This window comes from Streptococcus infantis SPAR10 (assembly GCF_000279535.1).
Taxonomy (GTDB): Bacteria; Bacillota; Bacilli; order Lactobacillales; family Streptococcaceae; genus Streptococcus; species Streptococcus infantis_I.
Genome location: NZ_ALCH01000004.1, coordinates 7,501 through 29,651, shown reverse-complemented (window position 1 = coordinate 29,651; position 22,151 = coordinate 7,501). Strand labels below are relative to the sequence as shown.

The 22,151-nt window shown below is 40.5% G+C and carries 23 protein-coding genes (1 of these 23 running past the window's edge); 1 reads left to right on the top strand and 22 read right to left on the bottom strand.

Annotation, left to right across the window (positions count from 1 at the left end; all coding sequences use genetic code 11):
- The 4 genes from rsmA to SPAR10_RS05375 all read right to left on the bottom strand — a co-directional run bounded on the left by rsmA (position 1) and on the right by SPAR10_RS05375 (position 3,801).
- Positions 1-873, bottom strand: coding sequence for a 16S rRNA (adenine(1518)-N(6)/adenine(1519)-N(6))-dimethyltransferase RsmA (rsmA, locus tag SPAR10_RS05390; protein ID WP_004251598.1), 873 nt, complete (start codon positions 871-873; stop codon positions 1-3).
- 30 nt (positions 874-903) lie between these two features.
- Positions 904-2,331, bottom strand: coding sequence for an SseB family protein (locus tag SPAR10_RS05385; protein ID WP_004251595.1), 1,428 nt, complete (start codon positions 2,329-2,331; stop codon positions 904-906).
- Between the two features lie 133 nt (positions 2,332-2,464).
- Positions 2,465-3,028, bottom strand: coding sequence for a ribonuclease M5 (rnmV, locus tag SPAR10_RS05380; RefSeq protein WP_004251592.1), 564 nt, complete (start codon positions 3,026-3,028; stop codon positions 2,465-2,467).
- Positions 3,025-3,801: a TatD family hydrolase gene (locus SPAR10_RS05375; protein ID WP_004251591.1), complete on the bottom strand. Its 777-nt coding sequence runs from the start codon at positions 3,799-3,801 to the stop codon at positions 3,025-3,027. The genes rnmV and SPAR10_RS05375 overlap by 4 nt, the downstream gene beginning before the upstream one ends.
- 155 nt (positions 3,802-3,956) lie before the next feature.
- Here SPAR10_RS05375 and SPAR10_RS05370 point away from each other — a divergent pair, with 155 nt between their 5' ends.
- Complete coding sequence (locus SPAR10_RS05370) at positions 3,957-5,801, top strand: APC family permease (protein WP_004251587.1); 1,845 nt, start codon at positions 3,957-3,959, stop codon at positions 5,799-5,801.
- Between the two features lie 181 nt (positions 5,802-5,982).
- Here the strand turns inward: SPAR10_RS05370 and rpmH are convergent, their stop codons facing one another.
- The 18 genes from rpmH to nagA form a co-directional block, all read right to left on the bottom strand.
- A complete protein-coding gene (gene rpmH / locus SPAR10_RS05365; RefSeq protein ID WP_000831905.1) occupies positions 5,983-6,117 on the bottom strand; it encodes a 50S ribosomal protein L34 in 135 nt (44 codons plus the stop codon).
- Between the two features lie 144 nt (positions 6,118-6,261).
- Positions 6,262-7,476, bottom strand: a complete 1,215-nt coding sequence (locus SPAR10_RS05360; RefSeq protein ID WP_004251584.1) for a pyridoxal phosphate-dependent aminotransferase — start codon at positions 7,474-7,476, stop codon at positions 6,262-6,264.
- Positions 7,477-7,947: 471 nt separating this feature from the next.
- Positions 7,948-9,408, bottom strand: coding sequence for a glutamate--tRNA ligase (gene gltX, locus SPAR10_RS05355; RefSeq protein ID WP_004251581.1), 1,461 nt, complete (start codon positions 9,406-9,408; stop codon positions 7,948-7,950).
- A gap of 130 nt (positions 9,409-9,538) precedes the next feature.
- Positions 9,539-10,888 (bottom strand): glucose-6-phosphate isomerase, encoded by a 1,350-nt coding sequence (locus SPAR10_RS05350; protein ID WP_004251578.1) that lies wholly within the window; start codon positions 10,886-10,888, stop codon positions 9,539-9,541.
- 169 nt (positions 10,889-11,057) lie between these two features.
- Positions 11,058-11,747 carry a gamma-glutamyl-gamma-aminobutyrate hydrolase family protein gene (locus tag SPAR10_RS05345; protein ID WP_004251575.1) on the bottom strand — a complete coding sequence of 230 codons (690 nt, stop codon included), beginning with the start codon at positions 11,745-11,747 and terminating at the stop codon, positions 11,058-11,060.
- Positions 11,748-12,035: 288 nt separating this feature from the next.
- A complete protein-coding gene (locus SPAR10_RS05340) occupies positions 12,036-13,802 on the bottom strand; it encodes an ABC transporter ATP-binding protein (protein ID WP_004251573.1) in 1,767 nt (588 codons plus the stop codon).
- A gap of 1 nt (position 13,803) precedes the next feature.
- Complete coding sequence (locus SPAR10_RS05335; protein WP_004251570.1) at positions 13,804-15,510, bottom strand: ABC transporter ATP-binding protein; 1,707 nt, start codon at positions 15,508-15,510, stop codon at positions 13,804-13,806.
- 189 nt (positions 15,511-15,699) lie between these two features.
- Entirely contained in the window at positions 15,700-16,401 is a 702-nt protein-coding gene (locus tag SPAR10_RS05330) for a histidine phosphatase family protein (RefSeq protein WP_004251567.1), read from the bottom strand.
- Positions 16,402-16,486: 85 nt separating this feature from the next.
- On the bottom strand, positions 16,487-16,897 hold the full coding sequence (gene comGG / locus SPAR10_RS05325; protein WP_004251565.1) for a competence type IV pilus minor pilin ComGG: 411 nt from the start codon (positions 16,895-16,897) through the stop codon (positions 16,487-16,489).
- The gene (comGF, locus tag SPAR10_RS05320; protein WP_004251561.1) at positions 16,875-17,336 is read right to left on the bottom strand and encodes a competence type IV pilus minor pilin ComGF; all 462 of its coding nucleotides are present in this window, start codon (positions 17,334-17,336) and stop codon (positions 16,875-16,877) included. Before comGF ends, comGG begins: the two co-directional genes overlap by 23 nt.
- Entirely contained in the window at positions 17,299-17,601 is a 303-nt protein-coding gene (gene comGE, locus SPAR10_RS05315) for a competence type IV pilus minor pilin ComGE (RefSeq protein WP_025170541.1), read from the bottom strand. The genes comGF and comGE overlap by 38 nt, the downstream gene beginning before the upstream one ends.
- Positions 17,564-17,998, bottom strand: coding sequence for a competence type IV pilus minor pilin ComGD (gene comGD / locus SPAR10_RS05310; RefSeq protein ID WP_029747277.1), 435 nt, complete (start codon positions 17,996-17,998; stop codon positions 17,564-17,566). Before comGD ends, comGE begins: the two co-directional genes overlap by 38 nt.
- Complete coding sequence (comGC, locus tag SPAR10_RS05305; protein WP_004251553.1) at positions 17,961-18,284, bottom strand: competence type IV pilus major pilin ComGC; 324 nt, start codon at positions 18,282-18,284, stop codon at positions 17,961-17,963. Before comGC ends, comGD begins: the two co-directional genes overlap by 38 nt.
- On the bottom strand, positions 18,285-19,328 hold the full coding sequence (gene comGB, locus SPAR10_RS05300; protein ID WP_033685980.1) for a competence type IV pilus assembly protein ComGB: 1,044 nt from the start codon (positions 19,326-19,328) through the stop codon (positions 18,285-18,287). It lies immediately after the preceding gene.
- The gene (comGA, locus tag SPAR10_RS05295; RefSeq protein ID WP_004251547.1) at positions 19,249-20,190 is read right to left on the bottom strand and encodes a competence type IV pilus ATPase ComGA; all 942 of its coding nucleotides are present in this window, start codon (positions 20,188-20,190) and stop codon (positions 19,249-19,251) included. The genes comGB and comGA overlap by 80 nt, the downstream gene beginning before the upstream one ends.
- Before the next feature lie 53 nt (positions 20,191-20,243).
- Positions 20,244-20,621, bottom strand: coding sequence for a DUF1033 family protein (locus tag SPAR10_RS05290; protein ID WP_004251545.1), 378 nt, complete (start codon positions 20,619-20,621; stop codon positions 20,244-20,246).
- Positions 20,622-20,757: 136 nt separating this feature from the next.
- Positions 20,758-21,816 carry a zinc-dependent alcohol dehydrogenase family protein gene (locus tag SPAR10_RS05285; protein WP_004251543.1) on the bottom strand — a complete coding sequence of 353 codons (1,059 nt, stop codon included), beginning with the start codon at positions 21,814-21,816 and terminating at the stop codon, positions 20,758-20,760.
- A gap of 140 nt (positions 21,817-21,956) precedes the next feature.
- Positions 21,957-22,151 carry the final stretch of an N-acetylglucosamine-6-phosphate deacetylase gene (gene nagA, locus SPAR10_RS05280; protein ID WP_004251541.1) on the bottom strand. It continues 957 nt past the right edge of the window, so the window shows 195 of its 1,152 coding nt (coding positions 958-1,152); its start codon lies off the right edge, out of view — the gene reads right to left on this strand; the stop codon is at positions 21,957-21,959.

Below are 22,151 nucleotides of genomic sequence, written 5' to 3'. Positions count from 1 at the left end.
TTAGAGCCCTTGTCCTTTAAGCGCATCTGCTAGACTAGCAAATTCTGCCAAGCTGAGAGCTTCACCACGTACAGATGGTGACAAGCCTGCTTGGTCCAAAGCCTTGGTCAATTTATCCTTGACTTCTTCAGACTTCCCAAAGTAACCTGTCAAGTTGTTCCACAAGGTCTTACGACGATGAGTAAAACTAGCCTTGGAAACTTTAAAGAAGAAGTTCTCATCTTTTACTGCTACAGCAGGTTCTGGACGGCGTACCATTTTTAAGATAGCTGAATCTACGTTGGGCGCTGGCACAAATACTGTACGAGGCACGATAAAGGCAACCTTGGCCGTCATGTAATACTGAACTGCAATTGACAAGCTACCGTATGCCTTGGTATTTGGCTTAGCAGAGATACGATCTGCCACTTCTTTTTGCATCATGACCACAAACTCACTAAAAGGAATACCACTTTCAATCAAGTGCATGAGAATAGGCGTCGTGATATAGTAAGGCAAGTTGGCTACTACCTTAATAGGCAGGTCAGGATTTTTAAAATTTTGGATATGTTGCGCTAGGTCAACTTTTAGAATGTCCTCGTTGACTACGGTCACATTATCAAAATCACGCAGAGTATCCGCTAGAATTGGCACCAAACGGTGGTCAATCTCAAAGGCCATGACTTGAGCTGCACGCTCAGCTAAAAATTCCGTCAAAGCACCAATCCCTGGACCGATCTCGATGACATTGACCTGGTCATCAATTTCAGCCGTATCCACAATTTTTTGAAGGATATTGGTATCGGTCAAGAAATTTTGTCCGAAGGATTTTTTAAAGGTAAAACCGTGACGCTCCAGCACTGCCTTGGTCACGCTATAATCTGCAATTCTCATTTATTCTCTTTTCTAATATTAAAGAACTTTCTAATCTTGAGCTCTTCCTTCTTGTTCCTCACTAAGCTTTTGCATGTCTCTAAAAGCTGTTAGGCTAACATAGGCACCCGCTTCATAGTATTCCGTTGGGTTAATGGCATAGTCAAAAACTTCAATCATGCCTCCTGCTTCTTCTATCATGCCATTCCACTTTTCATCAAAGACCATTCTCAGACGTTTCCAATCAGTAAATACTGGAACAGAATTTCTGCCATTTTTTCCTTCTTTGACTGGAATGTTAAAACTGGAATCTTTTTCCAAGACAAAGGAGTTTCCTTCCTGACTCTCTCCCTTAAATTCCGAAGCTGCATCTAAAGGCAATAGGAATTTTGCTTTAGGCATAGCTTCTGAGAAGAACTTATAATAGAGTTTATAAAGTAATTCTTGCTCTTCCGTAATCGGATAATCTAGTTGCCCCATCAACAGCATCCATCTTACCAGGTCAGGATTCATGACAGGCACTTGTATTTCTGGTAAATCAGAAAAATCTGGTTTTTGAACCAAGGCAGAGGCACTGATGCTGACTTCCTTGGAATTAAAGATTGCTCCCAAGGCACCATTTAGGTAAAAGGCTGTCCCTAGGAAATTTTCAATCCCTTTTTTATCTTCCGTATTTTCAATCAGTTTTACGACTGAATTTGGTCGACTATCAATGGTTTCCTTGAATTGGCGATACCAAGATGGGGTCAAAAGCATGATCATGGGATCAGTACACAGATAACCTTCCTCACCTCTGTCATAAGTAGTTGAAAAGAGATAAGGTTCGCCTGTTTTTTCAGAATAAACTGCATAAATAGAATCTGCTACTAACAACTTGTCTTTGACGATTTCCGCGAGACGTTCCAACTTGCGAGTGTTGGCTTGATAGCTTTCTTCACTTTCAGTTTCCTGATTTTGACGGCATTTCCATAAAAAGAGACGTAAAATCTCTACACTGTCATCAAGGCTAGCTGCCAAATAGTCTTCATTTGTTAACTGACCCTCTTGGATGGCTACAAAAGCACGATAAAGAGCATCTGAATAAGCAGACAAGCGAGTCTCTTCATCCACACCTGGGCTATAAAGTACACTTCCTTTTTTCAATTTATCCAAAGAAGGATTCCTATCAACCACTAGATGGGCAAGAACTTCATCAGTTAGACTATCTGCATCTTTGTTTTGACTGCTGAGTTTTTTAACCTCTACAGTACCAAGACTTTCCATTCCTTGGTCGGGATTGCAAAACTGCAACTGATCTCCAACCTTGATACTACCTTCTAGACTCCCAACAATCAATAATTGGTTCGTTTCCTTCATCGGGAACAGATCTAGAACACCCACGCAAGCATTGCCTTTCGCCTCTTCTACTTCCTTATTGGATTCATTTGTTTCAGTAGGTTTTGTTGCTTCTGTCTTTTTTAAAAAATCAAAGATTCCCATAACTTTTCCTCATCATCTCCACTTAACTCAATTCCTATGGAGTCACTTTTCTAATGCTTGCTACCAAGCCTGATTAAACCGTATATGATTACTTCTATTGTATCACATTCCCTCCACATTTTGGGGGAGTTTCTCAATTATCATAATATTTCATGGCCTCTTCAATTTCTGCCAAACTGATACCAAATAACTCTAAACGTTTAAGAAGTTGTTTCCCATTGGAATAACCGATGCGAAGATTCTCTCCTAAATATTCTCTGCGTTTTCGGCTATCTGCTCCAGCTAGAAAACCAAGGCGAATCAAGTCACTACGGCTAATATCAAAGTCGCTTTCTACTTCAAACTGCTCAGTTACTTGTTCCAGCGCTGTTCTCAAGTCTTCGTAGCTAGCATGCTCAATTCCTAGAGAACGTCCCTTGGTCTTAGATTTTGGCACTGCCTCATCACGTTTGAGAAAGGCGTGCTGAACTGTCGGAATGGCCGTCATAATCATCCGACGAATGCGTTCCCCGTTAAAATCAGGATCCGTAAAGACAATCACCCCATAACGTTGGTGTAGACGTTGGATTCGTTCAAGGTCCTGTTCATTGATAGCCGAGCCACGAGTCTCATAGGTCTCCACATCAAAATAACGTTTGAGATTGGCCGTATCATCGCGTCCTTCTACCACGATGACTTGGGAAATTTTCTCTTTCATGATTCACGTTCCAATCCAAAGATGCCTTCTGCATTAGCACTTGTCACTTCTGCCAATTCTTCTGTCGTCATACCACGCAAGTCTGCAATAAAGTCTACTACATAGCGCGTGTAAGCTGTCTTGTTTTCACGACCACGCTTGGGTACTGGGGCTAAATAAGGGGCATCTGTCTCTACCAAAATCTTATCCAAAGGTAAACCTTTAGCTGCCTCCTGTATGTCAGTCGCTTTTTTAAAGGTTACTACTCCAGAAAAGGAAATGGTCATGCCAAGCTCCACAAACTTCTCCGCCCAATCCAAAGAACCTGAAAAGGAGTGCATAATCCCACCACGTGGACCGACTCCCTCACTCTTAATAATTTCATAGGTATCTTCGAGCGCATCACGGGTGTGAACCACAAAAGGTAAATCTAATTCCTTAGATAGCTGAATCTGACGACGAAAAACCTTTTCTTGAACTTCCTTAGATGCCGTCATCCAGTGGTAGTCCAAACCAATCTCGCCCAAGGCAACAACTTTTGGATGTTTTAGTTTTTCTAGCAAGTAATTCTCAACATCCGTTGTATAGGTTCCTGCTTCCGTTGGATGCCAGCCAATCGTCGCATAGAGTTGGCCATACTTATCCACTAGTTCAAGAGCACGCTCAATAGTCGGTTTGTCAAAACCAACAATATTCATCCGAGTTACGCCCATTTCAGCCGCTAAGGCAAGTTCTTCTTCTTCGCGTCCCAAAAATTCTTCCACATTCAAGTGGGTATGAGTATCAAAAATCATTTATATTTCCTCGTTTTTTCTACCTTCTATTATACCAAAAAAACTAGCCTCATCCTTATAGGAAAAAATATTTTGAAATCATTCATTTTTTCTTGACGACTTTTTTTCATAGCAGTATAATAACTCTTGTTGAAATTTTCAGAAAAGGAAAGAAAATGTTTACAAAACTAAAATATACCTTTATCGGTCGTCCCCTTAAATCCTTAACTGAAGGCGAGGGAGGACTACTTGGAAAAACGCAGGCACTCGCAATGCTATCAAGTGATGCCCTATCTTCTATCGCTTATGGACCTGAACAGGTCGTTCTCGTATTGGCTAGTCTTTCTCCGCTTGCTATCTGGTGGAGTCTCCCTATTGGCATTTTTGTCCTCTTACTATTAGCTAGCCTGACCATTTCTTATAGACAAATCATCCATGCCTACCCTCAAGGTGGAGGTGCCTATATGGTTACTCGAGAAAACCTCTCTCCTGAGTTAGGTTTGATTGCTGGGGGAAGTCTGCTTGTCGACTATATGCTAACAGTAGCCGTATCAGTGGCTGCAGGTGCGGATGCAATCACTGCTGCACTTCCCGCACTCCATCCTTACAACCTCCACATCTCCATTTTTCTGGTCTGTTTGCTCATGCTTTTGAATCTGCGAGGCTTGAGGGAATCTGCTAGTTCTCTGATGATTCCGGTCTACCTCTTTATCTTTAGCACAGTCTTCCTCTTATTGTTTGGTATCTTCCAACTATTGACAGGTTCTCTAAGCTATCATGCAACTTCTGCAATTGGTCAAACTGTCCCAAGTCTCTCAATTGTCCTGATTTTAAGAGCCTTTACCAGCGGTTCAGCTTCATTAACTGGGGTTGAAGCCATCTCAAATGCTGTTCCATTTTTCAAGACCCCTAAAGAAAAGAACGCAGCTCAGACACTGACCATCATGTCTCTGATTCTTGGATTTCTCTTTGCAGGAATTACTTTCCTAAACTACTGGATGGGGATTACACCTCAACACGGAGAAACAATCCTCTCACAAATGGCTAAAGGAATTTTAGGGGATTCAGCTCTCGGTCAGGTTGTTTATTATCTCTTCCAATTTTCAACAGCTCTCATCCTTGCCGTAGCTGCAAATACTGGTTTTTCTGCCTTTCCGATGTTGGCTTACAATATGGCTAAAAACAAGTACATGCCCCATCTCTTTATGGAGAAGGGAGATCGCCTAGGTTACTCAAACGGTATCTTAACACTAGCCTTTGGCGCTATGATTCTTCTGCTCATTTTTAACGGAAATACGGAACGCTTGATTCCTCTCTATACTATCGGAGTTTTCGTTCCTTTTGCACTTTCTCAAACAGGGATGATTCGCCATTGGAAAAAAGAAAAAGGCTCTCATTTCTTAAAATCTGCCTTTGCAAATATCCTCGGTGCCATCATTTGTTACGCTATCGTTCTTATTCTACTCCTCTTCAGACTTGGAGATATCTGGCCATTCTTCCCAATTATCCTGGTCCTAACCTTCCTATTTCTGTCCATCCACAGTCATTACCAAAAAGTGGCCAAGCAACTTCGACTTTATGAAGGGATTCAAAAACAAAGCTACGATGGCAATGTCGTCCTTGTCTTAGTAGGAAATGTTACTCGAGTCAGTGTTGGAGCGATTAATTACGCTCAAAGCATAGGAGATGAAGTTTTGGCTATGCACATTTCCACCAAGGAAACTGAGGAAAAAGACCAAGAAATCCTCCAAGAATTTGCCGACTACTTCCCAAATATTACTCTTAAAAACATTAATACCAGCTATCGCGATATTATCACACCTACAGTTCGATATGTTCGAAAGATTTCTCAAGAAGCCAAGAAAAAGAACTACACGGTTACAGTTCTTGTACCCCAATTTATCCCTAACAAACCTTGGCAAAATATCCTCCACAATCAAATGAGCCTTAAATTAAAATATGCTCTCAGATGGCACGAAGATGTCGTCGTTGCTAGCTACTCTTATCATTTGAAAGAATAAAGAAAAGCTCAAAATCAGAGAAATTATCTTCTGATCTTGAGCTTTTTCTATATGTGATTTTTTCAAGACGTCTTCTAAAATGTTTATTCTCAATCAATAACTTTAGAAAACAATCTTTTTAAATAAAAGAAAAATCAGTAGGCTCGAGTTCCTACTGACTTCTTTGTTTCATTTGTTTGGATTATGCAGCCAAAACTTTGCGTCCTTTACGACGACGAGCTGCCAATACGCGACGACCGTTTTTAGTTGACATACGGTTACGGAATCCGTGTTTGCGCGCACGACGAAGTTTACTTGGTTGATAAGTACGTTTCACGATGAATACCTCCTCATAGATTTTGTATTCGTTTAGCCGGCTATAAAGTGATCAGTTACTAAACATACTTTACTATTCTATCTGATTCTTACGTATTTGTCAATAGCTCTGACAAATGTTTCCAGCTTTTTTGCTATGAAAGCCTTATCTACGATACTGCTTCAAGAAGCGAGTCATCTTTTCCTGTATTTGGGCCAACTCATCGACACGTGGTAGATAAACGATACGGAAGTGATCTGGTTCTTTCCAGTTAAAGCCACGTCCATGTACCAAAAGCACTTTTTCTTGTTTCAAGAAATTAAGGACAAATTGTTCATCGTCATCGATACGGTACATATTGCGGTCGATTTTAGGGAAGATATAAAGACCTGCTTTTGGCTTAACAGCTGATAAACCAGGGATATCTTGAATGGCATTATAAATAAAGTTTCTTTGCTCATAGATACGACCACCAGGAAGAAGCAACTCATCCACTGACTGGTGACCACCTAGTGACGTTTGAACCACCTGTTGAGCAAGGACGTTCGAACAGAGACGCATGTTTGAGAGCATGTTGAGACCTTCAATGTAGCCCTTTACATGATGTTTAGGTCCAGACAAGACCATCCAACCAACACGGAAACCAGCGATACGGTGAGATTTAGACAAACCATTCATGCTGACACAGAAAAGGTCTGGAGCCAAACTAGCGACTGGTGTGTGGACATTGCCATCCATCACCATACGGTCGTAAATTTCATCCGCAAAGATAATCAAGTCATTTTGACGAGCAATCTCGATGATATCTAGTAAGAGTTCTTTAGGATAGAGAGCCCCCGTTGGGTTATTCGGATTGATCAAAACAATGGCCTTGGTATTTGAACTAATCTTAGACTTGATATCATCTAGGTCTGGATACCATTCCGCTTCTTCATCACAGACGTAGTGAACGGCATTTCCCCCAGCCAAGCTGACAGCAGCAGTCCAAAGAGGATAGTCAGGCATAGGAACCAAGACCTCATCGCCATTATCCAAAAGCCCTTGCATAGACATAACGATTAGCTCACTAACCCCATTTCCAAGGTAGATATCATCAATATCCACATTGGGGAATTTCTTCAGTTGACAATACTGCATGATGGCCTTGCGAGCTGAGAAAATCCCTTTGGAGTCAGAATATCCCTCACTATCACGCGCATTCATAATCAAGTCGTGGATAACCTCATCTGGAGCCGTAAAGCCAAACTCAGCTGGGTTTCCTGTATTTAGACGCAAAATCTTTTCACCATTTGCGCGCATGCGCATCGCTTCTTCCAAAACTGGACCACGGATATCATAAGCCACATGCTCTAATTTTATTGATTTGTTAAATTCTTTCATTTGAGTTCCTCTATTCATCAGGATAGTTAATATTATACCACTCCAAAAAGAAATCGTAAATCTCCCAGTACTATTCCACAAAAAAACCTTGCTTAACGCAAGGTAACAGGACAAATCCGATTTCTTTCTATTTTTGGAGAAGAAAGAGTAGATATACTTCTCTAAAAAGCTGGACAAATTGGACCAAAATCTTTGTAGAGAAACTCTGGTGATCGAAAACAAAGTCATTGTAAGGGATGGTAATTGCATGAACAAAAGAATTTCTACTTCTATCCAGCAAAACGCAAAGAAAAAATAAGTAGACTAACCAACATTAGGAATAATGTTAGACTATGCCGAGTCTAGCTGTAAAAATACCATCTCACTAACTTATTTCCTTGCCCTGTCAATTCATATTATACACTAAAATCTTTGCATTTTCAAACAAGTATACATATAAAAAGAACTCAATATTTGAGCTCTTTTTGTATGCTATTTTGCAATTTCTGCCAACATTTTCTCAATGTGTTGGATTGATTTTTCACGTCCAAGCAAGTAGATGGTATCTGGCAATTCAGGACCATGCATTTCACCTGAAACGGCGATACGGATTGGCATGAAGAGATTTTTCCCTTTGATACCAGTTTCCTTTTGGACTGCTTTGATTTGTGGGAAGATATTTTCTACCACAAACTCATCGTCTGACATGGCTTCGAGTTTGGCTTTAAAGGCTTCAAGTACAGTCGGAACGGTTTCACCAGCCATGACTTCTTTCTCTGCTTCTGTCAATTCTGGGAAATCTGAGAAGAAAAGGTCTGTCAATGGAACAATTTCGTCCACTGACTTCATTTGTGGTTTGTAGAGTTCCACCAATTTCTCAGCCTTGTCTGTCAAACGTCCTGCTTCTTCAAGGAATGGTTTTGCCATTTCAAAGATAGTCTCAAGATCCGCATTCTTAATGTACTCATTGCTCATCCAGTCCATTTTCTTCTGATCGAAGGCTGCTGGAGACTTGCTGAGACGGTTTTCATCAAAGAGGTTAATGAGTTCTTGACGAGAGAAGATTTCATCTTCCCCACCAGGATTCCAGCCAAGAAGAGCGATGAAGTTAAAGACTGCTTCTGGAAGGTACCCTTTCTTACGGTAATCTTCGATAAACTGAAGGGTGTTCGTATCACGTTTAGATAACTTCTTACCAGTTTCAGAGTTGATAATCAAGGTCATGTGACCAAATTCAGGTGCATCCCAACCAAGCGCTTCATAGACCATGAGTTGTTTTGGTGTATTGGCAATGTGGTCATCTCCACGGATGACGTGAGAAATTTGCATATCATGGTCATCAATGACAACGGCAAAGTTGTATGTTGGGTAACCATCTTTCTTTTGGATAACCCAGTCCCCACCGATATTGCCACCTTCAAATTCGATATCGCCTTTAACCATATCATGCCACTTGTAAATACCAGACTCATTCACTGCCAAACGAACCGTCGGGATAATCCCCGCTGCTTCACGTTCTGCAACGTAAACTGCTTTTTCTTCTTGGCTCATACCAAGGTATTCGTTAATGTAGCGAGGTGTTTCACCTGCTGCTTCTTGACGTTCACGTTCTGCTGCTAGTTCTTCTTCTGTAACGTAAGATTTGTAGGCTTTTCCTTCAGCTAAGAGTTGGTCGATATATTTTTGATAGAGTTCCAAACGCTCAGACTGGCGGTAGTTTTCATGAGTCTCTGGACTTTCATCCCAGTCCATGCCTAACCAACGAAGGTTTTCAAGCTGTGAACGTTCTCCGTCTTCGACATGACGTTTGCGGTCAGTATCTTCGATACGGATGATAAAAGTTCCACCATGGTGGCGTGCATACAAATAGTTAAACAATGCTGTACGGGCATTACCGATGTGTAATAGTCCTGTTGGACTTGGTGCGTAACGCACACGAATATCTTTTGACATATCTTCTCCTATAAAGTCTCTAGGCGTCTGCCTTTTTGCTCTCTATATTATATCACAAGTCTCGCCAGAGTCCAATTTCTCTTTTCGAGAAAAAGCAAAAAGAGTGGTAAAACCACTCTTTTTTATTCTATTATAGACGAGCGTTAAGTTCTTTGCTCAATTCTTCAAATCCTGGTTTACCAAGAAGGGCAAACATGTTACGTTTGTAAGCTTCAACACCTGGTTGGTCAAATGGGTTGATGGCATTCAAGTAACCTGAAAGGGCGATGGCCAATTCGAAGAAGTAGATCGTGTAACCAAGAGTGAAGGCATCTTGCTCAGGAAGAGTCACGTACATGTTTGGTACGTCACCGTCAGTGTGGGCAAGAAGAACACCGTCAGTTGCTTTTTTGTTTACAAAGTCAACGTCTTTCCCTTGAAGGTAGCCAAGTCCGTCAAGGTCTTCTTCCAAAGTAGGGATGATCACGTTCTTACGAGGTTTGTCAACACGGACAACTGTTTCAAACATGATACGAGTTCCTTCTTGGATAAATTGACCCAATGAGTGCAAGTCTGTTGAGAAGTTAGCTGAAGTTGGGTAAATCCCTTTTTGGTCTTTCCCTTCTGACTCACCAGCCAATTGTTTCCACCATTCTGAGAAGTATTGAAGGGATGGCTCGTAGTTTACCAAGATTTCAGTTGCATAACCTTTACGGTAAAGGATGTTACGAACAGCTGCATATTGGTAAGCTTCGTTTTCAGAGATTTTATCTGAAGTATAGTCTTTACGAGCTGCGTTAGCACCTTCCATAAGGGCTTTGATGTCTGCACCTGACGCAGCGATTGGAAGCAATCCAACTGCTGTCAATACTGAGAAGCGTCCACCGATATCATCTGGAACAACAAATGTTTCCCAACCGTTAGCATCTGCTTCAACCTTAACAGCACCTTTTTGGCGGTCAGTTGTTGCGTAGATACGTTTGTTAGCTTCTTCTTGTCCGTATTTCTTAACCAAAAGTTCTTTGAAGACACGGAAAGCAATCGCTGGTTCAGTTGTTGTACCTGATTTAGAAATCACGTTTACTGAGAAATCTTTATCTGAAACGTACTCTACCAAGTCAGCAAGGTAAGTAGATGAGATTGAGTTCCCAGCGTAAAGGATTTGTGGTGCTTTACGTTCTTCTTTTGTTTGCAAGTTTGCAAAGTGGTGGTTCAAGAAGTCAATGGCAGCTTTCGCTCCAAGGTAAGATCCACCGATACCGATAACCACCAAAACATCGCTGTCTGCTTTGATTTGCTCAGCAGCTTTCAAGATGCGGTCAAATTCTTCGCGGTCATAGTTTTCAGGAAGGTCCAACCAACCCAAGAAGTCGCTACCAGCACCAGTTCCTTTACGGATCAATTCGTCTGCTGCTGTAACTTGTGCTTGCATGTATTCCACTTCATGTGGTGCAACAAATTTGTCTAATACTTTTGAATAATCAAATTTAATATGTGACATAGTATTCCTCCAAAATTTCTTCTTTTCTATCATAACGCTTACTAACAATTTTTTCAAGTTTTTATACTAAAAATTTCCAATTTTTATCACAATTCAAACGTTTGCGTAAAAACACGATTCTATAAAGATTCGTAAATAATGAATAAAAAAACGACTAAGATTCTAGTCGTTATAATTCATTCAATAAATACTCAAATAATTCTAAGTTGCCATCTTCTTCATTGACCAAGAATTCTGGATGCCACTGGAGACCAATAATACGGTGTTCGTCGATAGATTCGATTGCTTCAACAGTTTGATCACGTGGATCCACAGCCGTCACACGGAAATTGGGTGCCAGATCTTTAATGCTCTGACGATGCACTGAATTAACCTGACTTTCTTTGCCAAACAATTTAGATACAACACTGCCATCCACTGTCTCAATAGAATGTGAAGTCCCAAAAGGTAGGCCTTGCCAATGACCTTCAATATCCTGATTGAGTGTCCCACCAAAGGCAACGTTGACAAGCTGAACACCACGGCAAATGGCTAAGATTGGCTTGTTCTGACGCAAGGCTTCTTGTAGAAGAGCTAGCTCAAACTCGTCGCGAGTTAGGTTATAGTCGTCGCTATCAATTGTTTTTTCCTCACCATAAAACTGAGGATGAACATTTTGTCCCCCAGTCAAGATGAGTTTATCAATCATTTCTACATAGTCATGGACCACCGACTCATCACCAACCGGAATGACCAAAGGAAGTCCGCCAACCTGACGAATACTCTCAGCAAATTTACAAGAGACTGATGAATGAATATTTTTTCCTTCTGCGTCCACAGGACATAGGTTTGCCGCCACTCCAACAACTGTTCTTGCCATCACTGATTTCCTTTCCTTGTCCATTGATAATCTTATCTTATCATCCTTCCCCACTCCTGTCTAATATGTATTTTTTAAGTCCGTGATAAAATTTTTTTATCAGAAAAAGTTGCCCAAAATTAGGACAACTTTTTTGCTTATACTCAATGAAAATCAAAGAGCAAACTAGGAAGCTAGCCGCAGGTTGCTCAAAACACAGTTTTGAGGTTGTGGATAGAACTGACGAAGTCAGTAACACATATACGGCAAGGGGACGCTGACGTGGTTTGAAGAGATTTTCAAAGAGTATTATTCAAAAACAAATTGATTATGGTACAGTTCGGAGTAAAAGCCTCCAAGCTTGAGTAATTCATGGTGATTTCCTTGTTCGATAACCTCACCATCCTTAAGGACAATAATCTGATCGGCATTAAGAATGGTTTTCAAGCGATGGGCAATCACAAAACTAGTTCTTCCTGCTACAATCGCCTCCATAGCATTTTGAATCTTGCTCTCTGTTACAGTATCCACGTTTGATGTTGCCTCATCCAAAATTAAGACCTGGGGATCTGTCATCAGGGTTCGAGCAATGGAAATCAACTGCTTCTGACCGGTTGAGAATACGCTCTGGTCATCATTAATCAAAGTATCATACTTATCTGGCAGGCTTTCGATGTAGTCATGGATGTGTGTAGCCTTAGCTGCCGCTTCTACCATTTCTTGACTAGCATCAGGGACACCAAATCGAATATTGTCCCGAATAGTTCCACTGAACAAAACAGAATCCTGTAGGACAATTCCTACCTTACTTCGTAAACTGTCTAAATCAAACTCGCGAATATCTGTTCCATCAAAGCTGATACTACCTACATCCACATCATAAAAACGATTGATTAAGTTCATGATGGTTGTTTTCCCCGACCCTGTCGGACCAACAACCGCAATCATTTTCCCTTTTGGAGCTGAAATGCTAACATCTTTTAGAATCGGTTTCCCTGGCAGGTAGGAGAAGTCCACGTTACGAATCTCCACACCTTCTTTTAATTCGTTAAAGACTGGAGCATTTTGAGGACGAATTTCTTCTTCTGCATCAAACATTTCTTGGATACGTTCTGCACCTGTAAAGGCCAATTGCAAACTTCCCCAGCTCGCCGCCAATTGGATAATGGGTTGGTAATATTGCTGAGAAAACTGGGTAAACATGACAATCAAACCCAGAGCTGTCGCTGTCTCGATATTCTGATCATTCAGTAAAACAGCTGAACCGACAAAAATAACAATAGCTGTATTGACCAAGCTCATTCCGTTCATGACAGGAAAGAGAATTCCTGAAAACATTCTGCCCTTAAAGGTTGCTTTACGGACACGCTCGTTTTGCTCAACAAAACCTGCAATCACATCATCTTGAATACCTTGAACAATAACGGCTTTCTGACCCGAAATACTCTCATCCATATAAGCATTGAGCTTCCCAACTTCCTTTTGTTGGAGGTTGGTGTATTTTCTTGCCAATTTCAAAATGACAATCAACATGATGACAGCTATCGGAGTGCTAGCAATCGTAATCAAGGCCAAGGTCACATTTTTTGCGAACATGACAATCAGCAAGCCAATATAAAGGGCAATATTGGTCATAACAGACACCAGACTTTCGTTGAAAGCCTGTAGGATGTTATCCAAATCACTGGTAAAACGTGACAGGATATCACCATCTTGATGGCGGTCAAAGAAGGAAACAGTCAAGCGAGAAAGCTTGCCAAAAAGTCCCTTACGCATCTCATTTGTCGATTCGGCAATAATACGGCTCATCAAAACCATATAGATAAGACTCGACACCACGAGCACAATCAAAATATAAGCAAGATTAATCAAGAGTCCTAATAGACTTTGCCAAACTATATCAGGATTTCCATTTTGATAAGCTATAACTAAATTAGCTAGTTCCGTGACTGTTTGACCTGCAAATACTGGAAAGAGGGCTTGTGCAATCGTTGCAATGATAATCATAGCAATAACAACGACAAAGGATATCTTATAAACTCTAAAATAGTTCCAAAAGAATTCAAATGTCTTCATCCTACTCCTCCTTTCCTTTTTGCGTCTCGTAAATTTCACGATAGACCGGGTTTGATGCAACCAAGTCAGTGTGTTTGCCTTGACCAATCAAGCGACCTTGGTCAAGCACTAAAATTTTATCAGCATGCACAACAGAGCTAATCTTTTGTGCGATGATAATCGTAGTCGTCCCCTTCAAATCCTTGTTGAGAGCTTCTTGAACCAAACGTTCCGATTTGGCATCAAGGGCAGAGGTTGAATCATCAAAAATCAAGATACGAGGATTGCTTACAATCCCACGCGCAATAGACATTCTTTGTTTTTGTCCACCAGAAAAGTTAGTCCCACGTTCCTCAACTGGACTTTCAAAGGCCAAGTCCATACGACTAATAAATTCACTGGCCTGGGCGATGCGAGCCGCGCGTTCCATTTCTGAAACTGTCGCATCTCCCTTACCTTGTCTGAGATTATCTGCAATGGTTCCACTAAAGAGAATGGCTCTTTGTAGGACGATAGAAACTGTCTTACGAAGCGTCCCTTCACTAACTGTCCGAATGTCCTTTCCACCAATCTTGATCGAACCTTGCTGAGGATCAAATAATCGTGGAATCAATTGAGCCAAGGTTGACTTCCCTGCACCAGTTGCTCCGACAACCCCAACCATTTCACCAGCTGCGATATCGAAGGATACATCTTTTAGGATAGGTTCTTCATCATTTGGATAGGTAAAGGTAACATTTTCAAAACTGAGACTTCCTTCCAATTCTTCATCTTCCACATCATTGAAAGTCATAGCTGGTTCTGTATCAAGGATTTCACGAATACGACGAAGGGAGATCATGGCACGAGTAACTGAGTTCCCCAAAAATCCAACCATGACGATGGTAAAGATAATCTGACTCAGGTAGTTTACAAAGGAAGCAATGGAACCAACTACTGACGGATCTGACTCTGCCATACCTGCTACAAGCCAGATTGAAAGAAAGACAGCACCGTATGAAATCATCATCATTACAGGTTGAACGATAGAAAAGGCGTAGCCGATATAAAGGTTTTCTCCCAACAATTCATCTGACACCTGCGTAAATTTATCAAACTGATCTTTTTCTCGGACAAAAGACTTAACCACGCGCACACCACGCAAATTTTCTTTAGCAATGGCATTGATACGCTCTAGTAAGGTCTGGAATTTTGCAAAGCGTGGTCCCACAACTCCCATCATAAAACCCATTATGGCAACAATCAGAATGACCATAAGAACTAGCACCCACCACAGTGAAGGTAGGGTGACAACTGCTAGAATAAAGGAACCGATAAACAAAAGTGGTAGTCGAAAGAGGATTTGGAAGGTCATCATAACGACGTTTTGAATCTGGTTGATATCGTTGGTCATACGAACGACAAGGTTCCCTGCATTAAACTTCTCAATATTGGCGTATGAAAAAGTTTGAATCTTACGAAAGGCATCTTCACGTAAGTCAGACGAAACTCCTTGAGCAATGTAAGCTGCTAACACTACATTGATCCCACCTGCAACCAAACCAATCAAGGCAACAAGAATTAACCAAAAACCGATAGTATAAATAGCTTCATTATCACCTGTTAGTAGGGCCTCTAAAACCTCCTGCAAATAACGTGGTTGCAAGAGTGAACTCGTTACCATTAGACCTGTCATAACCAAGGAAGTCAGGGCCTGCCATTTATAGGCTTTTATTTTCTGAAACAGCATATTTCCCCCTTATAAGATAGACAAAAGGGGACGACAGTTCTGTCAGTCCCTTCTTATGCTTTCATGTTGATACTATTCTAACAAAAAAGAATGCTATTGTCAAAGCACTCAGCTCTCAGAAGCTTGTGCAAGCACGACATTAGCATTCTATCAATCCTTTAAAAATTCTTCTAAATTTAGTGCTGAATTTTATTGTTCTGAACTAGCTTGCTCGTCTAGCTTAATTCGTCCAATTTCACGGTAGCTACAGTCCCCAACAATCTGGACTGAGAACTGACCATCTTCGTACTCTAGAATCGTCACACTTCCGTTATCAAGACCATGTGGATGCATGCCGTTAATGAGGTAAACAATAGTTCCAATAGTCATTCCATGACTGACAACGAGAGCATTTCCTCCACCATTGGTTTCCATTTCCTTGGCAATGGCTTCAAAGCCTTCCCAGATACGACCACTTAGTTTTTCCCATCCTTCAGCCCAGCCTGCTGTATCCACTTCTACCAAACCTTCAGCTAGCTCCGCATAGGACAAACGATGCACATGATCGACATTAAAGATACGAGGAATGATGCCCATAAATAGGTCTCCATCATAAGCACCATCAAAGCTACCAAAGCACCACTCACGGATTCTCTTATCCATACGATAAGGAATTTGACCTGTCAAACCAAGCTCCTCAAGGATAATTCCCATAGTCTGGATGGTACGTCCTGAGTCACTTGAATAAGCACGCTCGAAGGTTAAGCCTGACTCACGCAAACCAATTCCCAATTCGTGAATACCTCGCTCACCTTCAGCTGTTAAAGGAGTATCACTCCAACCTTGAGCACGCCCAATCGTATTAAACATTGTTTTCCCATGACGCACTAGATACAATTTTACACTTGACATATTCTGTCCTCCATATGTATCTATTATAGCATGATTTCAGGTAAAAACCTCGTCCAAACTACTCTGTGCCCTTCTTTGAAGGTGCTCATTTGGAAGACCTAGCAGTCTCTTTTTTGCGCCCTTCTTCTTTTTTCTCCTCATTTCCTTCTTTGGGCTTGTTTTCTGTTTTCTTAGACTTTTGGTCAGGTTTTTTCAAATATGGAAAGTGAAATTCAAATTGATTTTTTCCAGTATTGACAGTTGTTGTAAAGCCCTTTTCGTCACTACGATAAGTTGACTTTCCTACATTAAATGACTGCTGGCCACTCTCAGAACTAGCTTTCTCATAGGTTCTCTTTGCCATCGCATAAGCCACCAATTTTTCTTTATTTAAGGCATAATCCTGATGATGTGCTACTTGCCGATTTAGATAAAACTGCAACAAAAGACTAAAAATTCCAGCAATAGTGATAGCGTATAGGAGAACTCCTGCTCTAACTTTTTTCTTTTTCAACACGATAGATAAATTCCCTCTCTAGTCCCTTTTCAAACTGAAAATGAAAGTGCAGCTCCTGCCCTTTTTCTTGAATTCGAGCTGATTTTAGACCGTAGACCATGGGTTGATAACCACGTCCACTAGCATCTGTTTTCCGGAAATCATTTGACTTTGATTTACCCATGGAAATGGGCTTCCCTTCCTGTTTGAGGTAAAGTCTATCATTCTCCACTTTTTCAAATTGGGCTCGATTCAACTCTGCTTCCAGCTGATCCACAAATAGTAGCCATTCCTTCTGCTCACTTTTCTGCTGGTAGCGAACTTCTGAAACCAAGAGTCGGCTCATAGATTGAAAAAGAAGCAAGCTACCACTAATAACGATGAGGGCAACCAAGGATTCTAAAAGTGTAAAAGCTCTGACCCTACTTGTCTTGAATCGCCAGTAATTTCTCCGTTCCATGGTATACCTCCAAACCTCGCTCATTCGAGACAACATGAACCGTAAGGCCATTGACAGTTAACTCCTTTTGTCCAGACTGCAACGCCATACGAGCCACTCGCAAAACTTCTTCCTGTTTTAGAAGTTCTACTTCTCTTTTTCTACTTTCTTGAATTTGTCCCAGCAAGAGGGTTGCAATACTTGCAAAAATGGCTAGCGAAATCACTGCTTCCAGTAAAATAACCGCCTTAATTTTTTGCTTCTTGAATACGTTTAATCTTTCCATTTCCTAGATATAGTTGGTAGCGAACCACTTCTTTCCTTGTTTGAAATCTCACGCTAGCTAGAGACGAATTCCCTCCTGCCTTATCAAAGGTAATTGACTGATTAGACTGCAATTGAATACCTTTAGGGATGGCTAATTTCTGGTAGCCATTCCCAATACTTGTCTCTTCTAGCATTAAGTTCATCTTCTGCTGACTAGCCAGACTTCGCTTCTGGGTTTCTCGATAAAGTTCCTCAAACTCCATAAAGAAAATCTGTTCTTCCACAGCTGCAAAAGTTGATTGAACTGAACTTGACAAACCCAAGGCTAACAGGCTGACTATTCCTAAGACCAATAAACTTTCTAGCATAGTAAAAGCCCTAATCTGAAACTGTTTGACTTGTCTTTTGTTTTGCATGATATTCCTTATAGGCTTTTGCTTGCTCAGCAGTGATACGCCCATCTGCCTGTAATTTACCTAGACTAGCATCTTCATTTTTATCCAGACTATAGAGTTCTGCTTGGCTTTCTACCACCTTGACGACAGCTGCTTTCCCCTTATCATTGACTGCATCCTTTTGCTTAGTAAGATTTGGCACAAAAAGCAAAAGTAGGACGCTAATGATAAGCAACACCACCAACATTTCTACCAGTGTAAAAGCTTTTACCTTCGTTTCTTTTAATTTCATCATCATTTTTTTCATCTAAAAATTTACCTCCATATTTTGATACATTGGCAGCAACATAGCTGCATACAATAAAACGATTAGCAGGGCTACAAAAATAAAGACCAGTGGTTGAACAAGGTTCATGGTCCGATTGACTCGAGTAAAGAAGGATTCCCAAGTTTTTTCCGCATAGATTTCCAATTCGCTTCCCAACTTGGATTTAACCTCTCCATATTCAATGATTAATCCCAACTCCTTTCTAAAGAAGGGATAGGTCTGAACAACCTTAGAAAATTCCTGCCCATTTTGCAAAGATTGATCTAAATCGTATCCAATTTCCTTAAAAAGAGGATTCCCTTGCTCCTGCATCATCTGAAAAATCTGTGCCAACTCTAAACCTTGTCCAATCATATTTCCCCATTCCCGAGCATAATAGGCAGTTAGATAATACTGAACAAACACACCTAAAAAGGGGATTCTAGCTAGAAAAGAAAAGACTTGTATCTTCTTAGATTTCCTGTAGAAAATCAGCCCTGTTAAAGATGCAAAACTTAGTGCCAGAGTAAGCCCAAGAAAAATCTGTGGCAGGTTACTAATCACTAAGGTAGCTATGTTACTACTATCCAGTTGGGGCAAGAGATAATTTCGCAACCCCAACATTATGAGCAGTAAGAAAGCTAGCAAAATAAGTGGGTAGGTCGCAACTTCAATTAACTTCTTCTTGACCTTAGCAAGATTATCCAAATATTCTTCAATTTTCCCCAAACTCAAATGGAGATTTCCATGAACTTCAGCCAATGAAAGTTGAGTGACAATCGCACTCGAAAAACCTAAATTCCCCATCATTTCCGAGAAAGATTTTCCTTTCGATAGTCCTAGGCGCATCTGTGAAACATATTCCTTCTCCAACAAAAGACTTCTATCAAGAAAGGAAATGATTTCTACCAAGTGAAAACCACTAGAAAACAAATTGTTAAAGAGAGTGATAATTTTCTTCTGCTTACTGGTAGCTAATTTTCTCCGTTTCAGCTTGAAGGGCAGTGATATGTCCGTCTTTAAGAAGCTGATCAATGTGCTCATTCCACTTTTCTGCCTGGTGTTCTGAATATTTTTGGTTTGCAAAATCAATAATTCCTCCTCCCCCGATTAGTCTCTGGTAGCAAACACCTTGTAAAACAACTGCGAGTTCATCTTCACTGACACCCAGTTCTAAAAGACGCTCATAGACCCCACGAATACTCTTTGCATGTATGGTCGAAAACACTGTAGCTCCCGTTAAGCTAGCTCTTACAACAGCACGGGCTGTTTCGCTATCTCGAATTTCCCCAATGATTAAAAGATCTGGGCGGTGCCGCAAAGAAAGTTTTATCAAGTTTTCATAACTCAGTCCAATAGCTTCATTGAGTTGTAATTGCAGCATCTCTTCTTGCTTAATCTCGACTGGGTCCTCAATGGACATGACTTGTTGTCCCTTAAACAATGACTTAGCTAATTCATGCATTAAGGTAGTTTTACCACTTCCTACAGGTCCTGCAAATAGATAAAGGCCGCGTTGCCTAAAGCCCTTTTCCAGTTCCTTAAGGTCTTGAAACCAGAAGTGCAACTCTTGTTCTTCATCGTGCAAAAGGCGAATAACTAAACTCTCATGACCACGATAATCTCCTACCGTCGATAAGCGTAGTGAAGAAACCTTGCCATCATGCTGATAATCACAGGAACCCAGTTGACTACGACGCTTTTCTCCAACATTCATCCCCGCAATAAATTTAAAGTGACTAATCACTGCGCCCAACTTTTCAAAGTCATAGCTATTAATCAAACGCCTTTCATCACCTATTCGCATATGCAACTCATAACCCTTGTCCTTGGGAATAAAATAGATATCCTGAGCTCCATCCTTTTTTGCGAGACTAATCAATTCTTGTGCAAGTGCTTGTACCATATTCCCTCCTCAGTTAATTATTCGAAGAAAATACAAAAAAAAGAACAACTTTATTAAAAAGTTGTTCCATCATTTTTGATGCGACACGTCCGGTGGATTTCTAAACCAGTTTGTTTTTCATAACCCGGTCTGAATTTTTCATCTGGTATAACTTGACCATCTTCCAGTAAAGCCAAGGAATGATATTGCTGCAGAAATTCATCACATTCCTCACACCAACGCTTATCCTCCGGATTCCAAAATATGGTCATTAAGTCTCCTCGACTTTTATATAGTGGAATTTTCTTTTCCAGTTCAAACCAGCAAGATTTATAATACTTCAAGGCATCATAGTAATTTTCAAATTTCTTACTACTAATGACGTCTTCTTCCCATCCTTCTATGAACCACCAAGGTTCAAAATCCCCGTACATTTCTATAACTCGATACATAGTTTCATTTCCTTTGTATCGTATATTATAGCGAAATTTTAAGAACAATGAAAGAAATTTGCTTGCTTTCACGAATTATCTAATATTTTCAAAAAATCCAGCTATTCTAAAAAGAATAACTGGATTCAAAATTCGATTAACCTTCTGAAATATCGTTTTCAATGATAACCTTAATCGCATGATGATCTGCAGCCTTACCAAATACTTCATAGGCCTTTTCAATTTCACTTAGTTTGAAGTAATGAGTTACCAATTTTTCTGGTTCAATTTTATGACTTTCTAAAGCTTTCAAAAGCTGAGGAGTTGTGTTGGTAGAAACCAAGCCGGTAGTTACGTTAATGTTACGAATCCATAGAGTATCCAAATCAAACTGAACTGGTTTACCATGCACACCACAGTTGGCTACTGTTCCATCTACACCGATAATCTTTTGGCAGAGATCAAACGTTTCAGGAATACCAACAGCTTCTATAGCAACATCCACACCTCTACCATCTGTTAAATCATAAATTTCTTGAATTGCTTTTTCAGGGTCTGAAGAATTAATCTTATGAGTAGCACCGAAAGAAACTGCAGTATCCAAACGGTTATCGTCTAGGTCTACCATGATCAATTTAGCAGGTGAATAGAATTGAGCAGTCAATAGAGCTGCTAAGCCTACTGGACCTGAACCAACGATTGCCACACTACAACCAGGCTCTACTTTCCCTTTTAAGACACCAATTTCATAACCAGTTGGTAGGATATCAGATAACATAACCAAGGCTTCATCAGACAAATCAGCTGGAGTGTGATAGAGAGTATTATCAGCATGAGGAACACGAAGATATTCGGCTTGCATACCGTCGATCAAATGTCCAAAAATCCAACCGCCTTCGTCTTCACAGTGGGCATAGATACCCTTTTTACAGTAGTAGCATTTACCACAGGCACAAACACAAGAAATCAAAACCTTATCGCCTTTTTTGAAGTTTGAAACGCCTGCTCCAACTTCCTCTACAATCCCGATTCCTTCATGGCCAAGGATAGTTCCACTCTTACATGCAGGGACATCTCCTTTGATAATATGAAGATCTGTTCCACAAATAGTAGTTTTTACAATACGCACAATAGCGTCAGTTGGCTTGCGAATAACTGGTTTGTCAACATCAACAAATGAAGCAAGTCCTGGTTTAACATAAGTATAGGCTTTCATAAAGCTTACCTCCGTTTTTTTATTTGTATTGTTTATATCATAATTGTAAGCCTTTCCATAAAGAAAATCAAGTAATATGTGAAGAAATTAACAAACTAAATTAAAAAAAGTAGAAACTAAACTAGTTTCTACTTTAGAGATTATGCTTGATAACGTTTTTCACCATCAAGGTAAGTTGCTACCAATTCCAAATCCTTATCAAGAACGATAAAGTCAGCATCGTAGCCTTCACGGATTTGTCCACAAACGTCATCAATATGAACTGATTTTGCTGGGTTGAGACTGGCCATCATAACTGCTTCATGTGGATTTGCAATGCCCCATTCAACAACATT

What these genes read in the sequence shown, in the direction of transcription:
- rsmA (WP_004251598.1), bottom strand. Translation starts at nt 873, where the DNA reads ATGAGAATTGCAGATTATAGCGTGACCAAGGCAGTGCTGGAGCGTCAC.
- SPAR10_RS05385 (WP_004251595.1), bottom strand. Translation starts at nt 2,331, where the DNA reads ATGGGAATCTTTGATTTTTTAAAAAAGACAGAAGCAACAAAACCTACT.
- rnmV (WP_004251592.1), bottom strand. Translation starts at nt 3,028, where the DNA reads ATGAAAGAGAAAATTTCCCAAGTCATCGTGGTAGAAGGACGCGATGAT.
- SPAR10_RS05375 (WP_004251591.1), bottom strand. Translation starts at nt 3,801, where the DNA reads ATGATTTTTGATACTCATACCCACTTGAATGTGGAAGAATTTTTGGGA.
- SPAR10_RS05370 (WP_004251587.1), top strand. Translation starts at nt 3,957, where the DNA reads ATGTTTACAAAACTAAAATATACCTTTATCGGTCGTCCCCTTAAATCC.
- SPAR10_RS05360 (WP_004251584.1), bottom strand. Translation starts at nt 7,476, where the DNA reads ATGAAAGAATTTAACAAATCAATAAAATTAGAGCATGTGGCTTATGAT.
- gltX (WP_004251581.1), bottom strand. Translation starts at nt 9,408, where the DNA reads ATGTCAAAAGATATTCGTGTGCGTTACGCACCAAGTCCAACAGGACTA.
- SPAR10_RS05350 (WP_004251578.1), bottom strand. Translation starts at nt 10,888, where the DNA reads ATGTCACATATTAAATTTGATTATTCAAAAGTATTAGACAAATTTGTT.
- SPAR10_RS05345 (WP_004251575.1), bottom strand. Translation starts at nt 11,747, where the DNA reads ATGGCAAGAACAGTTGTTGGAGTGGCGGCAAACCTATGTCCTGTGGAC.
- SPAR10_RS05340 (WP_004251573.1), bottom strand. Translation starts at nt 13,802, where the DNA reads ATGAAGACATTTGAATTCTTTTGGAACTATTTTAGAGTTTATAAGATA.
- SPAR10_RS05335 (WP_004251570.1), bottom strand. Translation starts at nt 15,510, where the DNA reads ATGCTGTTTCAGAAAATAAAAGCCTATAAATGGCAGGCCCTGACTTCC.
- SPAR10_RS05330 (WP_004251567.1), bottom strand. Translation starts at nt 16,401, where the DNA reads ATGTCAAGTGTAAAATTGTATCTAGTGCGTCATGGGAAAACAATGTTT.
- comGF (WP_004251561.1), bottom strand. Translation starts at nt 17,336, where the DNA reads ATGGAACGGAGAAATTACTGGCGATTCAAGACAAGTAGGGTCAGAGCT.
- comGE (WP_025170541.1), bottom strand. Translation starts at nt 17,601, where the DNA reads ATGGAAAGATTAAACGTATTCAAGAAGCAAAAAATTAAGGCGGTTATT.
- comGD (WP_029747277.1), bottom strand. Translation starts at nt 17,998, where the DNA reads ATGCAAAACAAAAGACAAGTCAAACAGTTTCAGATTAGGGCTTTTACT.
- comGC (WP_004251553.1), bottom strand. Translation starts at nt 18,284, where the DNA reads ATGAAAAAAATGATGATGAAATTAAAAGAAACGAAGGTAAAAGCTTTT.
- comGB (WP_033685980.1), bottom strand. Translation starts at nt 19,328, where the DNA reads ATGAGCACATTGATCAGCTTCTTAAAGACGGACATATCACTGCCCTTC.
- comGA (WP_004251547.1), bottom strand. Translation starts at nt 20,190, where the DNA reads ATGGTACAAGCACTTGCACAAGAATTGATTAGTCTCGCAAAAAAGGAT.
- SPAR10_RS05290 (WP_004251545.1), bottom strand. Translation starts at nt 20,621, where the DNA reads ATGTATCGAGTTATAGAAATGTACGGGGATTTTGAACCTTGGTGGTTC.
- SPAR10_RS05285 (WP_004251543.1), bottom strand. Translation starts at nt 21,816, where the DNA reads ATGAAAGCCTATACTTATGTTAAACCAGGACTTGCTTCATTTGTTGAT.